Source organism: Micromonospora sp. NPDC048935 (assembly GCF_043197875.1).
GTDB lineage: Bacteria > Actinomycetota > Actinomycetes > Mycobacteriales > Micromonosporaceae > Micromonospora.
In genome coordinates, this window is record NZ_JBICTZ010000010.1 from 227,381 (window position 1) to 242,268 (window position 14,888).

12 protein-coding genes are annotated in these 14,888 nt (G+C 71.2%); 9 read left to right on the forward strand and 3 right to left on the reverse strand.

Going from position 1 to position 14,888, the window contains the following annotated elements; all coding sequences use genetic code 11:
- The first annotated feature begins 201 nt into the window (after window positions 1-201).
- From ACGFIW_RS25770 to ACGFIW_RS25780, 3 genes are all read left to right on the forward strand, one after another.
- Window positions 202-1,089, forward strand: coding sequence for an IniB N-terminal domain-containing protein (locus ACGFIW_RS25770; RefSeq protein WP_393320600.1), 888 nt, complete (start codon window positions 202-204; stop codon window positions 1,087-1,089).
- 115 nt (window positions 1,090-1,204) lie between these two features.
- The gene (locus ACGFIW_RS25775) at window positions 1,205-3,058 is read left to right on the forward strand and encodes a dynamin family protein (protein WP_393320865.1); all 1,854 of its coding nucleotides are present in this window, start codon (window positions 1,205-1,207) and stop codon (window positions 3,056-3,058) included.
- A complete protein-coding gene (locus ACGFIW_RS25780) occupies window positions 3,055-4,515 on the forward strand; it encodes a hypothetical protein (RefSeq protein ID WP_393320603.1) in 1,461 nt (486 codons plus the stop codon). Before ACGFIW_RS25775 ends, ACGFIW_RS25780 begins: the two co-directional genes overlap by 4 nt.
- A 40-nt stretch (window positions 4,516-4,555) precedes the next feature.
- On the opposite strand, the gene ACGFIW_RS25785 is transcribed toward ACGFIW_RS25780, so the two are convergent.
- Both ACGFIW_RS25785 and ACGFIW_RS25790 read right to left on the reverse strand, forming a co-directional pair.
- Window positions 4,556-4,846 carry a DUF1540 domain-containing protein gene (locus tag ACGFIW_RS25785; protein WP_393320605.1) on the reverse strand — a complete coding sequence of 97 codons (291 nt, stop codon included), beginning with the start codon at window positions 4,844-4,846 and terminating at the stop codon, window positions 4,556-4,558.
- A 137-nt stretch (window positions 4,847-4,983) separates the two neighbouring features.
- Complete coding sequence (locus tag ACGFIW_RS25790; protein ID WP_393320608.1) at window positions 4,984-5,700, reverse strand: DUF2470 domain-containing protein; 717 nt, start codon at window positions 5,698-5,700, stop codon at window positions 4,984-4,986.
- Window positions 5,701-5,753: 53 nt separating this feature from the next.
- Between ACGFIW_RS25790 and rpsD the strand changes: the two genes are divergently transcribed.
- The 4 genes from rpsD (at window position 5,754) to ACGFIW_RS25810 (ending at window position 12,066) form a co-directional block, all read left to right on the forward strand.
- Window positions 5,754-6,362: a 30S ribosomal protein S4 gene (gene rpsD / locus ACGFIW_RS25795; RefSeq protein ID WP_393320611.1), complete on the forward strand. Its 609-nt coding sequence runs from the start codon at window positions 5,754-5,756 to the stop codon at window positions 6,360-6,362.
- A gap of 239 nt (window positions 6,363-6,601) precedes the next feature.
- Window positions 6,602-10,525: a ThuA domain-containing protein gene (locus tag ACGFIW_RS25800; RefSeq protein WP_393320614.1), complete on the forward strand. Its 3,924-nt coding sequence runs from the start codon at window positions 6,602-6,604 to the stop codon at window positions 10,523-10,525.
- Between the two features lie 831 nt (window positions 10,526-11,356).
- Window positions 11,357-11,548: a hypothetical protein gene (locus ACGFIW_RS25805; RefSeq protein ID WP_393320616.1), complete on the forward strand. Its 192-nt coding sequence runs from the start codon at window positions 11,357-11,359 to the stop codon at window positions 11,546-11,548.
- 125 nt (window positions 11,549-11,673) lie between these two features.
- Window positions 11,674-12,066, forward strand: a complete 393-nt coding sequence (locus ACGFIW_RS25810; RefSeq protein WP_393320619.1) for a hypothetical protein — start codon at window positions 11,674-11,676, stop codon at window positions 12,064-12,066.
- 261 nt (window positions 12,067-12,327) lie between these two features.
- Here ACGFIW_RS25810 and ACGFIW_RS25815 read toward each other — a convergent pair whose 3' ends face one another.
- Complete coding sequence (locus ACGFIW_RS25815) at window positions 12,328-12,792, reverse strand: septum formation initiator (protein WP_393320622.1); 465 nt, start codon at window positions 12,790-12,792, stop codon at window positions 12,328-12,330.
- Window positions 12,793-12,894: 102 nt separating this feature from the next.
- Between ACGFIW_RS25815 and ACGFIW_RS25820 the strand changes: the two genes are divergently transcribed.
- Together ACGFIW_RS25820 and ACGFIW_RS25825 are read left to right on the forward strand one after the other, a co-directional pair.
- The gene (locus tag ACGFIW_RS25820; RefSeq protein ID WP_393320625.1) at window positions 12,895-13,590 is read left to right on the forward strand and encodes a response regulator transcription factor; all 696 of its coding nucleotides are present in this window, start codon (window positions 12,895-12,897) and stop codon (window positions 13,588-13,590) included.
- Complete coding sequence (locus tag ACGFIW_RS25825) at window positions 13,587-14,876, forward strand: ATP-binding protein (RefSeq protein WP_393320628.1); 1,290 nt, start codon at window positions 13,587-13,589, stop codon at window positions 14,874-14,876. The genes ACGFIW_RS25820 and ACGFIW_RS25825 overlap by 4 nt, the downstream gene beginning before the upstream one ends.
- Window positions 14,877-14,888 lie beyond the last annotated feature (12 nt).

The following is a 14,888-nucleotide window of genomic DNA, read 5'->3' on the forward strand; positions in this document are numbered from 1 at the left end:
ACCAGAGATCAGCCCCTGGTCGGGACCCTAATCTCGCCGGGACGGTTTCCCCCTGTCCCCCTAACGTACGAGGTGGCGGAGTCCCTAGTTCAACCGGGCCGGATGCGGGCTGAGCCCCGATGCCCGGGGTGCGCCCCCAGCCCTAGCGTCACTGTCGACGTACGACACCCGCCGACGCCACTTCCGAGGAGAACCCGGCACATGGACTCGCACCAGACCCTCCACGACTTCGTGCTCGACCTGCTGACGAACCCCGACGCGCGGTCGGCCTTCGACCTCGACCCCGAGGGCGCGCTGCGGGGCGCGGGGCTCACCGACATCACCGCGGCGGACGTGCAGGACGTCGTGCCGCTTGTCGTCGACTACGCGCCGGGGGCGGGCCTCGCGCCGTTGGCCTCGCCGGTCGGGCAGCTCGGGCTGGACCCGCTGCTCACCGACGCCACCGACGTGGTGGGTCAGTTGCAGAGCGTGGCGCAGCAGATCAGCGTGACGACCTCCCCCACCGGCGTGGACATCAAGGCCGGTGTGCTCGGCGCCATCGCGGTCGACTCGTCGTCGGCAGCCGCCGGGGTCACCGTGCTGCCGGGGATCGGCCTGGGCGTCGGTCCGGCCGGCCTTGACACCGACTTCGCCGGCGTCGGCGATGTGGCGTACACCCTCGACGCCGACGTGGTGCAGCCGGTGGACGCGATCGCGGACCCGGCGATCGGCGACGTCACCGGCACCGTCGGTGACGCGAGCGGTCTGCTCGGCGGCACCGACCCGAACCTGATCGGCGGCGACCTGATCGGTGGCGTCCTCCCCGGCGCCCACGGCCAGATCGGCGGGGTCGTCAGCTCCCTCGGTGTCGACGACACCCTTGGTGGGCTGGGCCTCGGGCACGGCGACGGTGTCGTCGGCGGTGTGGTCCCGCCGCTCGACGTGCAGTCGACGGTGGGCGGCGTGACGCACCAGGTGGACAGCCTCCTCCCCGGTGTCACCGACACGGTCGGTGGCGTGACCGGCGGGGCCACCGATGGTGTGCTCGGCGGCGACTCGCACGCCTCGTCCGATCACGGGCTGCTGGGTCTCACCGGCGGCCTGCTCTGACCCGGTTCTCCGGTCGGAGCGGAGGGTCGGATCGTCTCGGGCGATCCGGCCCTCTCCGGTTCCAGTTCCGGAACCTCTTGATAATTGAGCCGAAATCCGCACACTTGGTGCGGTGATGGCCGGGATCTGGTTGGACGTGCTGGACGACATCGCCCGCACGTGCAGTGCACATGGTCGTGGCGACCTGCTCCAGACGGTCCGGCAGAAGCGTGCCCAACTGCTGGACCCGACGTTGCGCGTCCTGGTCATCGGTGAACCGAACCAGGGCAAGAGTCAGTTGATCAACGCGATCATCAACGCCTCGGCCTGCCCGGTCGGTGACGGCCGCACGACGGTCCTACCGACGGTGGTGCAGCATGCCGAGGCCCCGTCCGCCGCGGTCGCGCAGGCGTCACCCGCCCGGGGTGGTCCCGCCGGCACCGCGCTCGCGGTGACCGTCGAGCGGACCCCGGTGGCACTCAACCAGGTCGCTCAGAGCGTGGCCGGCATGGTCGGGCGGCAGCCGGGCGGCGGTCCCGCGTACGTCGAGATCGGGGTGCCCCGCGCCCTGCTCGGTGCCGGGCTGGTGCTTGTGGACACTCCCGGCACCGACGAGGTCGCCGGCATCGGCGGCACTGCCTCGGTCACCGCTCCGGCCCGCGCCGACACCGTGCTGCTGGTCTCCGACTCCACCCGGGACCTGTCGGTCGCCGAACTCAACATGCTGCTGCACGTCGTACGCTCGCACCCCAACGTGATCGTGGTGCAGAGCAAGACCGATCTGGTGGCGGACTGGCGCGCGGTCGCCGAGCGCAACCGGCAGCACCTGGCCGAGGCCGGCATCCCGGCGACGCTGATCCCGGTCTCGGCGACGTTGCGCCTGCGCGCCGCCGGTGCCGACGACCGGGGCCTCAACGCCGAGTCCGGCTTCCCCGCGCTGATCGCCCGACTACAGCGGGACCTGGCCGGCAAGGCCGACCACCTGGCCAGGGCCTCGGTGCAGACGGTGGCCCGGACGGTGGTGGAGCAGTTGGCCGCGCCGCTGCGCGCCGAGCTGGCGACCCAGGAGGCCGAGGAGCAGTCCGGGCCGATCTCCCGGCTGCACGCCGCCCAGCGCGAGGTCGACGAGCTGCGCCGGTGCTCCACCCGGTGGCAGAACACGTTGAGCGACGAGATCGGTGACCTGCTGTCCGACATCGAGTACGACCTGCGCGACCGGACCCGACAGATCCTGCGCACTGTCGACGAGGCGTTCGACACGGCCGATCCGCTCATCGCCTGGGACACCTTCCAGGACTGGCTGGAGCGGAGCCTGGTGGAGGCCGCGGAGGCCAACCACGAGTGGTTGGTCCAGCGCTGCGACTGGATCGCCCGCCGGGTGGCCGCCAACTTCAACAGGTACGGCTACGACGTGTTGCCGCCGTGGTCGATGACGATGCCGGAGGACATCGGGGAGCGTCTGCCCGAGTTGCAGATGCCGACGATCGACCGGTTCACCGCGAGCCAGAAGCTGTTCACCGGCATGAAGGGGTCCTACGGCGGCATGCTGATGTTCGGTCTGGCGACCACCCTGGCCGGCATGCCGATGATCAATCCGGTCTCGGTGGGGATCGGGGCGCTGTTCGGCGGCAAGAGCATCCGCGACGAGAGCAAGCAGTTGCTCCGTCGCCGACAGGCGACGGTCAAGACGGCCATCCAGCGACATGTCGACGACTTCTTCGTCCGGATGATCCGCGACTGCCGCGACGCCGTCCGGCAGGTGCAGCGGATGCTGCGGGACCACTTCACGGGGCTGACCGAGGAGCTTCAGGAGGCGATCGTCCAGTCGTTCCGCAGCGCCAAGCAGGAGGCCGACACCGATGCGTCGCTGCGCGAGCAGCGGCAGCGCGAGATCCGGCTGAAGATGACCCGGTTGGCGGCACTCCACGAGCAGGCCCAGCAGTTGACGGGAACGCGTTCCGCCCCGCTGCCGTTGGAGCCGCAGGCATGACCGTGGGGCAGCGCCTCGACGAGGCGGCCTGGGGGTTGCTGCACCAGGCCATCGACCTCTACCAGGACAACCCCCGGGCCGTCGGGCAGTTGCGACACCAGGTCGCCCGCCTGGAGCAACCGCTGCGGATCGCGGTCGCGGGTCCCTGGCGATCGGGCAAGTCGACGGTGCTCAACGCGCTGATGGGGGAGGAGGTCGCGCCGGTCGAGAGGGCGGACGGGGCGTTCACCTGGTACGAGGACGGCGCCGAGCCCCGCGCGACCGCCTATCCGGTCGGTCAGCCGCCGCAGGAGTTGACGGTGGTCAAGTCGGCGACCGGCCTGCGGGTGGATCTCGGCTGGGGCGCGGGGGACGTACGCGACATCGTGGTGCGGTGGCCGACGCGGGCGCTGCGGCAGGTCACGCTGATCGACACCCCGGCGGTCACCGGCGGCGTCGAGCAGGGTCGGGCGCCGGTGTTGGAGCGGGTGTTACGCGACGCGGACGCGGTGTTGTATCTCACCCGCGACGCGCGCGACAGTGACCTGCGGGTGCTGGAGTCCGGCCGGGACGGCGTGGTCGGGCAGACCGCCCCGGTCAATGTGATCATGGTGCTGTCCCGGGCGGACGAGATCGGTGGAGGCCGGATCGACGGCCTGCTCACCGCCCGCCAGCTCGCGCGTCGGCACTACCGCGATCCACGGGTCGGCGCGCTCAGCGTGAACGTGGTGGCGTGCAGCGGGATGATCGGCCTGGCCGGCCGGATGCTCGGCGAGTCGGACTTCGCCGCGCTCGCGGCCATCGCCCAGGTGCCCAGGGCGGAGTTGGACGCACACCTGCTCTCCGCCGACCGTTTCCTGCACGGCGAGCTGCCGGTACGGCTGGAAACCGAGGTGCGCGCCGCGCTGCTGGACCGGTTCGGGGTCTTCGGCGTCCGGCTGGCGACCACACTGGTGCGCAGCGGGTTCGACAGCCGGGTGAAACTCTCCGCCGAACTCATTCGGCGTAGCGGTCTCACCGAGCTGCGCGAGTCGGTGACCCGCTGTTTCATCGATCGCGCCGACGCCCTCAAGGCCCGGTCCGCGCTGGGCGCGGTCGAGGCGTTGCTGCGGGCCGAGCCCGCCCGTGGTTCCGCGGAGTTGGCCGGCGCCATCGAGCGGATCCTCGCCGGCGCTCACGAGTTCCGGGAGCTACGCCTGCTGGTCGCGCTGCGCGGCACCCGGCTCGGCTTCGACGCGGAGTTGGCCGCCGAGGCGCAGCGGCTCGTCGGGGGTGACGGGGTGGGTCTCGCGGCTCGACTGGGCGTCGAGCACGAGGCGACGGTGCAGCGACTCTGGGAGGTCGCCGCCGACGCGCAGTGGCGGTGGCGGGACCGGGCCGAGGATCCCCTGCTTCCGCTGGCGCAGCGGCGCGGGGCCCAGGTCGTCGTCCGCAGCTGCGAGGGAATGATCGCCGAGCTGGTCGCGGGCGGACGTTGACGCCGGGTGGGGGAGACCCGGACGGCCGCCCCCCGCCGGCTCAGCGCGGTTGGTACGTCTGGCAGTCGGCGATGTCCTGCCCCGGGCCCACCCGGATGGACGGTGCGTGACACTCCAACTCGGCGTTGTGGTGGCAGTCGCTGCGCTTGCACGCGCCGACCTGGGCGATGACGCGGTCCAGCCCGCCCTTGGTCGAGGTGTCGATGAACGTCGCGCAGGTGGCGTTCTGCTGCCCGATGGTGATGGCGAACGCGTGGCAGCCGTCGTGGTTGTAGCCGCAGTCGGTGACGGTGCACTCGTGTACCCGCGGCATCTCCAGCATGTCGGTCATCAGCGAACTCGCTTCCGTCGGTGTGCCTGGCAAGCTCAGTACCCGGCTTCGACGGGACGACTCCCCGTCAGCCGCCTCTTTCGGGGAGATTCTGCAGAGGCGAGCCTGCCCTTACCGCGCTGATCGGTGTCGGTCGGTCAGCGAGCATGTCGGCTTCGGCAGCCGTGCGTCTGGCGGAGCAGCGCCTCGATCTGGTCGCCGAGTTCGTCGGGATGCCGCACCGGCGCCCCGAACCGCAGCCGGACGTCCCGGTCACCCCGGGCCAGCTCCAACCGGAGCACGACGCCGTGGCGGTCCAGGCGGACCGGCCGGACCTGGCGGACACCCCGCAGGTGGCGGGTCGGTACGAGCCGGCACAGCCGTTCGACGGTCTGCGGGTGATGGTGGTCGAGGTGGCACAGCAGATCGGCCTCGGCGGCGGCGAGTGGGTCGGGCCGGGCGGCCACGAAGGCGTCCGGTTCGACGGAGGTGGTGCGGCCGTCAACTGTCACCTCGGCGGTGACGAGGTCGAGGATCGTCACCAGCTCCTGATCACTATCGGTCGGGACGGTCTCGACCGCCAGCCAGCCGGTGAGTGTGCCGCGCCCGCGTACCCGGTTGCGGACCGGGGTGGGTGCCAGGTCGGTCACCTCGACCATCGCCACTGTCTCCCGCTGGTGCGCGAGGTGGTGGGTCAGGTGGCATCCGGCCGGCAGGTCGATCCGCAGCCGCCCGTCGTCGGTTACCACGTGCCGTCCGGCGACATACGCCTCGATCCCCGGGATGCGCAGGGTGAGGGAGTCGGCGGCGGCGAGTATCGAGCGGAGTCGGACACCGGCGTCGTCGGTGTCCGTGCTGGTCGAGGGGTTGCTCACGGCGATCATCTCCTAATAAGGTTAGCCTTACCTTACCTGTCGAGAGGTGGCTGATGAATCAGACCCGTCCCAAGGTCAAGCGTTCCCGCGCTCTGGGCATCGCGCTGACCCCGAAGTGCGTGCGCTACTTCGAACGTCGACCGTTTCCGCCCGGCCAACACGGCCGGGATCGGCGGACCACAAGCGACTACAAGGTCCGGCTGCTGGAGAAGCAGCGACTCAAGGCGCAGTACGACCTGCACGAGGGGCAGCTCCGGCGCGCGTTCGACCGGGCCGTGCGCCGGTCGGGCAAGACCGGCGAGGAGTTGATCGTCGAGCTGGAGAGCCGGTTGGACGCGCTGGTGCTGCGCGCCGGGTTCGCCCGCACCATCTATCAGGCCCGTCAGATCGTCACCCACCAGCACGTCACGGTGAACGGCAGTCGCGTGGACCGACCGTCCGCGCGGTTGCGGCCGGGCGACGTCATCGCCGTGGCGGAACGCAGCCGGGGCAAGGCGCCGTTCGTCGTCGCGGCGGCGGGGGCGCACGTCTCGGAACGTCCGGCTCCCTATCTCGAGGTCAGCCTGTCGGGCCTGACGGCGCGGCTGACCCGGCTCCCGCAGCGGTCGGAGGTCCCGGTCGTCTGCGACGAGCAACTCGTCGTCGAGTACTACTCACGCTGACGTCGGGCGATGGTCGTCGGTGGGGCCCCGGGCGCGGCGGGGCCCCACCCGCGGGGCGGAAAACGGTTATCTGATCTTGCTTTGGGCAGTCGCGCCTGACCTGCGGAGATAACGCTCTCACGGATGGTGGGAGAGTGCTTGACGCGCCGGGATCTGGCCCGCAACGATGCATGCACATACCTCACCCCACCATCAGGCGTGATCGGCGCACGCCGTCCTCGCACCGCGAAAGGACAATCGTGCGCAGATCCCTGAGATCGTGGTTCGGCGTCGCACTGAGCGCGATCCTCGTGGCCGGCGGCATCGTCGCCGTGCCACCCACGGCCAGCGCGGCCCCGTTCACCGTGCTGGTGTTCAGCAAGACCGCCGGCTTCCGGCACGGGTCCATCACCCCGGGCATCGCCGCCATCCAGCAGCTCGGTGCCGCCAACGGCTTCACCGTCGAGGCCACCGAGGACGCCGCCCAGTTCACCGACGCCAATCTGGACCGGTTCGCCGCGGTGATCTGGCTGTCCACCACCGGCGACGTGCTCAACGCCGCCCAGCAGGCCGCGTTCGAGCGCTACATCACCGGCGGGGGCGGGTACGTGGGCGTGCACGCCGCCTCGGACACCGAGTACGACTGGCCCTGGTACGGCGGGCTGGTCGGGGCGTACTTCGCCTCGCACCCGGCCGAGCAGACCGCCACCGTCAAGGTCGCCGACCAGGTGCACCCGTCCACCGCGACGTTGCCGCAACGGTGGAGCCGGTTCGACGAGCTGTACAACTACCGCACCAACCCCCGGGGCACCGCGCACGTGCTGGCCACGCTGGACGAGAGCACCTACACCGGCGGAAGCATGGGCGCCGACCACCCGATCTCCTGGTGCCAGAACTACTCCGGCGGTCGAGCCTGGTACACGGGCCTCGGGCACACCGACGCGTCGTACAGCGAGGCGTCCTTCCGGCAACACCTGCTCGGCGGCATCCAGACCGCCGCCGGGGCGGTCGATGCCGACTGCGGCCCCACCGTCAGCAGCAGCTTCCAACAGGTGGAGCTGGCCAGGGGCGCGGCCGAGACCGGCGAGCCGATGAGCCTCACCGTCCTGCCGGACCGGGGCGTGCTGCACACCTCCCGCGACGGCGTGATCCGGCACACCGACGTCGCCGGCAACACCAAGGTCGCCGCCACCCTGCCGGTCTACACCGGAGACGAGGAGGGCCTACAGGGCATCAAGGCCGATCCGAACTTCGCCACCAACCGCTGGGTGTACGCCTACTACGCCCCACCACTGAGCACCCCCGGCGGCGGTGCGCCAGCCGAGGGCACACCGGCCCAGTTCGCCGTCTGGGACGGCGTCAACCGGCTGGCCCGGTTCACCGTCAATGCGGACAACACCATCAACCTGGCCAGCGAGACGCTGATCCTCAACGTGCCGACCAGCCGGGGCATGTGCTGCCACGTCGGCGGTGACATGGACTTCGACGCGGCGGGCAACCTCTACCTGTCCACCGGTGACGACACCAACCCGTTCGACTCGGCCGGCTTCACCCCGATCGACGAGCGGGCCGGGCGTAACCCGGCGTTCGACGCGCAGCGCACCTCGGCCAACAGCAACGACCTGCGCGGCAAGGTGCTCCGGATCAAGCCGAGCGCGGCCGGCGGGTACACCATTCCAGCCGGCAACATGTTCGCGCCGGGCACCGCGCGGACCCGCCCGGAGGTCTACGCGATGGGTTTCCGCAACCCTTTCCGGATGAGCGTGGACAAGGCCACCGGCGTCGTCTACCTCGGTGACTACGGCCCCGACGCGGGCACCGCCGACCCGAACCGGGGACCGGCGGGCAACGTGGAGTTCGCCCGCATCGACCGACCCGGCTTCTACGGCTGGCCGTACTGCACCGCCCGCAACGACGCCTACAACGACTACACCTTCCCGTCCGGGCCGTCCGGGGCGAAGTTCGACTGCGCCGGTGGACCGGTGAACAGCTCGCCGAACAACACAGGCATCACCCAGCTGCCGCCGGCCATCCCGGCCTGGTTGCCGTACGGCGGCTCCGGCTCGCCGCCGGAGTTCACCGGCGGCGGCCTGTCGCCGATGGGCGGCCCGGTCTACCGGTACGACCGGAACAGCACCTCGCCGGTGGCGTTCCCCGAGTACTACGACGGGACCTACTTCGCCGGTGAGTTCGGTCGCCGCTGGATCAAGAACATCAAACTCGACGCGTCCGGCCAACCACTGAAGATCAATCCGTTCCCGTGGACCGGCACCCAGGTCATGGACATGGAGTTCGGGCCGGACGGCGCGCTCTACGTCCTCGACTACGGCACCGGCTGGTTCAACGGCGACGCCAACTCGGCGCTCTACCGCATCGAGTACGCCCGCGAGGGCCGAGCGCCCGTCGCCAAGGTGTTCGCCACCCCGACAAGTGGCACCGCGCCACTGACCGTGGCCTTCTCCTCGGCCGGCACCCTCGACCCGGACGGTGACCCGTTCACCTACGCCTGGGACTTCGACAACAACGGCACCACCGACTCGACCGCCGCGAACCCGAGCTTCACGTACACCACCAACGGGACCCGCAGCCCCACGCTGACGGTGCGGGACACCACCGGCAAGACGGCCACCGCGAGCGTGGTGGTCACCGTCGGCAACAGCGCCCCGGTGGTCACCGTGAACACCCCGTTGAACGGGCAGACCTTCAGCTTCGGGGACGCCGTGCCATTCTCGGTCACCGTCACCGACGCCCAGGACGGTGCGATCAACTGCGCCCGGGTGAAGGTGAACTACGTCCTCGGCCACGACTCGCACGGCCACCAGCTCGGCAGCGCGCAGGGCTGCACCGGGGTCATCCAGACCTCGGCCGACGGTGAGCACGACACGGCGGCGAACATCTTCGGCATCATCGACGCCGAGTACACCGACCTGGGCGGCGGCGGCCAACCGGCGCTGACCACGCACACCCAGGCCGTCCTGCAACCGCGCGTGCGCCAGGCCGAGCACTTCGGTGACTCGTCAGGCGTCCAGATCGTCGCCGGGGCGGCCGGGCACGGCGGTGCGGCGGTCGGCTACATCGACAACAACGACTGGATCTCGTTCCGCCCGTACAACCTGGCCGGCGTCCAGTCGTTCAGCGCCCGGGTCGGCGCACCGGCCGGCGGGGGCGGCACCCTCGAACTGCGGGTCGACTCACCCACCGGGCCGCTCGTCGGCTCGGCCACCGTCGTGCCCACCGGCGGGTACGCCAATTTCGCCACGGTCACCGGCGGGGTCACCGCCCCGACCGGCACCCGGACCCTGTTCCTGGTCTTCAAGGGCGCCGGGCCGTGGTTCGACATCGACGAGTTCACCCTCTCCGGCAGCCCCGGCGGACCCGGCCCGGATCCGGACCCGGGTGCCAACCTGGCGCGCGGCAAGCCGGCCCGGGCGTCCAGTTTCGAAGGGGCCTACACCCCGGCGAACGCGTTCGACGGCGCGAGCGGCACCCGCTGGGGCAGCGCTTTCGGCGATCCGCAGTGGATCGACGTGGACCTGGGTGCCTCGTACGCCATCAACCGGGTCAAGCTGACCTGGGAGGCGGCGTACGGCAGCGGCTACCAGATCCAGACGTCACCCGACGGCGTCACCTTCACCACGATCCGGACGGTGACCGGCGGCGACGGCGGCGTGGACGACCTGACCGGGCTGACCGGCTCCGGCCGGTACGTCCGGCTGCTCGGCACCACCCGGGGCACCGCCTGGGGCTACTCGCTGTTCGAGTTCGAGGTGTACGGCGGCACCGGGAGCCCGACCGGCGGCAACCTGCTGTTGAACAAGCCCACGTCGACGTCCAGCACCGAGGGCGCGGACGTGTCCGGTGCCCAGGCGGTCGACGGCAGCCTCACCACCCGCTGGTCGAGCACGTTCTCCGACCCGCAGTGGATCCGGGTGGACCTCGGCAGCCCCACCGCGATCGGTCGGGTCAAGCTGAGCTGGGAGGCGGCCTACAGCAGCGCGTACCAGATCCAGACCTCGAACGACGGCACCACCTGGACCACCGCGAAGACGGTGACCGGGGGCGACGGCGGCGTGGACGAGCACACCGGGCTCGGCGTCAACGGTCGCTACCTGCGGATCTACGGCACCGCCCGGGGCACCGGATACGGCCATTCGCTCTGGGAGGTGGAGGCGTACACCAGCTGAACCACCACCTGAGTCCGCCCCCACCCCCGATCGCGCGGTGGGGGCGGACTCCCCTCGATCACGTGCTGCCCAGTAGTTCAGATGGCCTCCTGACAACTACTTCTCAACACCGTTGCGTGAGGGCTGTAGCCGGCGGGTCAACCCGGGACAGGAAGTGCCCGATCGGGGAGCGGGTTGGGCCCGGCTTGGCGATCATGGAGTTGTGGTGCCGACTTTGAGGGTTTACGGGCATTCTGCTACCCACCACAACTCCATGATCGGCGAGGCAGGTGCTGGTTGACGAACAGCCGTTCCACCTATCGCAACGGCGTTGAACTACTTCTCATCACCTGATCATGGTGCGGCCCCGCGCGTGGTCGGCCCCGGTAGGCGGCTGGTCGTCAACCGGTCGCTGGCCCACCGCAGCTCCGTGCACCCGTCCGGCCGGCAGCGCCGGCACGATCCGTGCGCCTGGTGCTGCGCGACGGTCTGCCGGGCCAGCATCGGCACCCACACTGACCGGGGCAGCTCCCGTTCGATCACCCGCGGTGCGCCCTGAGTGTGTCCCGCGCCCAAGTCAACATCTCGCACCCGTCGTCCCGGCACTGCGCGCAGCGGCTCGGTGACTCGTGATGCTGGTTGATCACCCGTTGCGCAGTCCAGATGACCAGCGCTGGCGTTACGGGTCCGTCGTCCATGGCCACGGCTCCACCTCGAGGAACAGGCAGGTCCGGCCACCGATCCCCGATCAGGTGACCGAACCGCATCCGGTTGTCGCTTCAACGTGGGCACCGTCAAGCTTGCAAGTGGCAACGTGTGCAGGTGGCACGATACGGTCATGGAGTGAGACTCGTGGCGCTCTCCGACATCGCGGACATGCTCGGCGGCGTGTCGCGTACCCGTGCCACCGAGATCACGAACCGTGCCACCTTCCCTGCACCCATCGACACGGTGGCCAGCGGCAAGGTGCGGGTCTGGGACCGTGCTGACGTAGAACAATGGATCAAGATGCACCGGCCGCACCAAGCGCGCGACGAAAGCTGAAACGGCCCGAACCCTGGCAGGGGTCCGGCCTTCTGTTGTGCCGCTGACCCCTTCTCCACCATGTCCGTGGGCCAGTCGCAGATGTAGGACAGGCTCAGTGAAAGTGATGCCGTACCGTCGCCGAGGTGGGTCTGCTGTTGGTGCTGCGCCCCCCGCAGCCGCGTCCGAAGAGCCTGCGTCGTGCTACCCGGACGCAGCGGCGTGAACGCCACCGTGCTGACGCCGGAGAGTGGGCCAATGCGGAGGAATACGGCTTGCTGCTCGACGTGTCCGTGGAGGAGCTACTGCCGTTGATGAACGCGGCCGGGGGGAATCGACTGTCGATCTTGGGCCAGCTGGACCCATGGTCAGATGGCGTACTCAGTCGTGAGGATCTGCCGCAGCTCGACGTCGAAGTCGACCGTCTCGAGGCGACGGCAGACGACGGCATGGAACGTGAGCTGGTGGCGGCGCTACGGGCACTGCTGGCGCGGTGGCGCGACGAGCCGGGCCTGATGCTCCACTGGTACGGAGACTGATTCCGTTCGACGGCCCGCCAGCGGTCAACGCAAGGTGCGTCGTCGCACACGCCGGTCCCGATGGCGATGAGATCCGTCGTGCATCGGGCTGTCCGCACCTGGGTTAAGAGGCGGCACCGTGCCCGGACCTAGGTCCGGGCACGCCTTCGGCAGCCCGAAGCGGTCCCGGGACAGGTCCCTCCACGGCGGGCAGTCGGACGCAGTCACGGCCTACTGCGCCTCGGTGGTAGGCGTAGAAACCCCTCACGTCGTACACCTGGCTTAGTCGTCGGCGACGGCCACTGGCTCCGAGCCGATGCAGCGCACCTTCAACTCGTACTCGCGGGTCGGCCCCGCGAACGTGACCTCGACGTCGTCGTCCGGGCCCCGGTCCACGTCCCGGACCCGGTAGCCCTGCGCGGGCGCCCAGGACACGAGGCGTACCCCGTCGGGGCCGCACTCGGCCACGGCCGTGCCGCCGTCGGTGGCGAACCCCCGACGGGCGCCGGGGCTGGCGCTCGGTGCGGTGCCGGTCGTGCCCGGAGCGGCCGAGCCGGTGCCCGTCGCGGCGGTCGGCAGCGGCTCGGGCGAGGCGAGCGCCCGTTCGATCTCCGCCTCGCTGCGCACCCCGCCCGGGGTGCCGGTGATGCTCTCCCCGACGAGTCGGATCGCGCCCAACCCGATCAGGGTGGCCACGGCGACCGTGGCCACCCACCCGGCGGCGACGAGAATCGAACGACGGCCCATCCGCTGACTATCCCCGATCCGTCCTTGTCGTTGGCACATCCGGACGCTAAGGCATGGTTAACGTGCGCCTCGCCGCCGACGCCAGCGGCTAACCTGCCAGCTGTGGCCCGCCTGCTGCTCATCGAGGACGACCTGACGATCCGTACGCCGCTGATCCGGGCGTTGCGCGAACGCGGGCACGCGGTGGCCGCCGCCTCGACCGCGATGGCCGGTCTGCGGGACGCCCTGGAGGACCGGCCCGACCTGGTCGTGCTGGACCTGGGCCTGCCCGACCTGGACGGCCGCGAGCTGCTGCGGATGCTGCGCGCGGTCAGCTCGGTGCCCGTCATCGTGGCCACCGCCCGCGACGACGAGGCGGAGATCGTCCGGGTGCTCGACGCGGGCGCCGACGACTACCTGGTCAAGCCGTTCACCGCCGCGCAGCTCGACGCCCGCGCCCGGGCGGTGCTGCGGCGGGGCCCGGCCGGCGCGGACGGGCAGGACCCGTCGCTCGTCGTGGGCGGGCTGCGCGTCGATCCCCGGTCCCGGCAGGTCACCCTCGACGGGGCGCTCGTCGAGTTGACGCCGCGCGAGTTCGACCTGCTGCACCACCTGGCCGGCCGCCCCGGCCAGGTGGTGACCAAACGGGAGCTGCTCACCGAGGTCTGGCAGATCCCGTACGGCGGCGCCGACAAGACCGTCGACGTGCACCTGTCCTGGCTGCGCCGCAAGCTGGGGGAGAACGCCCAACAGCCGCGCTACCTGCACACCGTGCGCGGGGTCGGTGTGCGTCTCGAGGCACCGGCGGCGCAACCGTGAGGGTCCGGCTCGCGCTGCTCGTCGCCGCGGTCAGCGTGCTCACCCTCATCGCCTTCCTGGTGCCGCTGGCGTTGCTGGTCCGCACCGTCGCGGAGGACCGGGCGACCGTCGCGGCCACCGCTGACGCGCAGAGCCTGGTGCCGGTGGTCGGCACCGCCGACGGGGCGACGATCCGGCTCACCGTCGAGCAACTCGCCGCGGAATCCGGACGACCGGTGAGTGTCTTCCTGCCGGACGGGTCGGTGCTCGGCGCGCAGACCCCCCGTACTCCGGCGGTGGCCCTGGCCGCGCGCGGGCAGAGCCTCACCGGGGAGTCGGCGGCCGGCCGGGAGGTGGTCATCGCCGTGCAGGGTCGGGCGGACGGGACCGGGGTGATCCGGATCGTGGTGCCGCGCGACGAGCTGACCGCCGGGGTCACCCGGGCCTGGTTGGTGCTGGCCCTGCTCGGTGTGCTGCTGGTGCTGATCGGTCTGTTGGTCGCCGACCGGTTGGCCCGCACCCTGGTCCGGCCGATCAGCGACCTCTCCGCCGTGTCGCACCGGCTCGCCAACGCCGAGCTGGACGCCCGGGTCACCCCGGCCGGCCCGGCCGAGCTGCGCGAGGTGGCCGGTGCGCTCAACCACCTCGCCACCCGCATCCAGGTGCTCCTGGTGCAGGAACGCGAACAGGTCGCCGACCTGTCGCACCGGTTGCGTACCCCGTTGACGGCGTTGCGGCTGGAGGCGGAGTCGTTGCGCGACCCGGAGGACGCCGCCCGGATCACCGCCGCGGCCGACGGTCTCGAACGTGCGGTCACCGGGCTGATCCGGCAGGCCCGGTGGCGGCACTCGCCGACGGCACGGCCGGCCGCCTCGGACGCGGCGGCGATCGTCGCCGACCGGGTCGCGTTCTGGTCGGTGCTGGCCGAGGACACCGGCCGGGCCGTCACTCTCGACCTGGTTCCCGGCCCACTGCCGGTGGGTGTGCCCGCCGACGACCTGGCGGCGGCCGTGGACGCCCTGCTCGGCAACGTCTTCGCGCACACCCCGGACGGGACGCCGTTCGCCGTCCACCTAGGCCGCGACGCGGGGGAGGTGGTCCTCACCGTCGCCGACGAGGGGCCGGGGATGCCGGTCGGGGCGGTCCGGCGGGGCGCCAGCGCGGCCGGGTCGACGGGCCTCGGCCTGGACATCGCCCGGCGCGCCGCGCAGGCCGGCGGCGGTCGCCTGGAGTTGGGCACCGGCCCGACGGGCGGGGCGCGGGTGCTGCTGCGGCTCGGCCCACCGACGTCGAGGCGGGAGGCATAGGCGCTGCGGCGT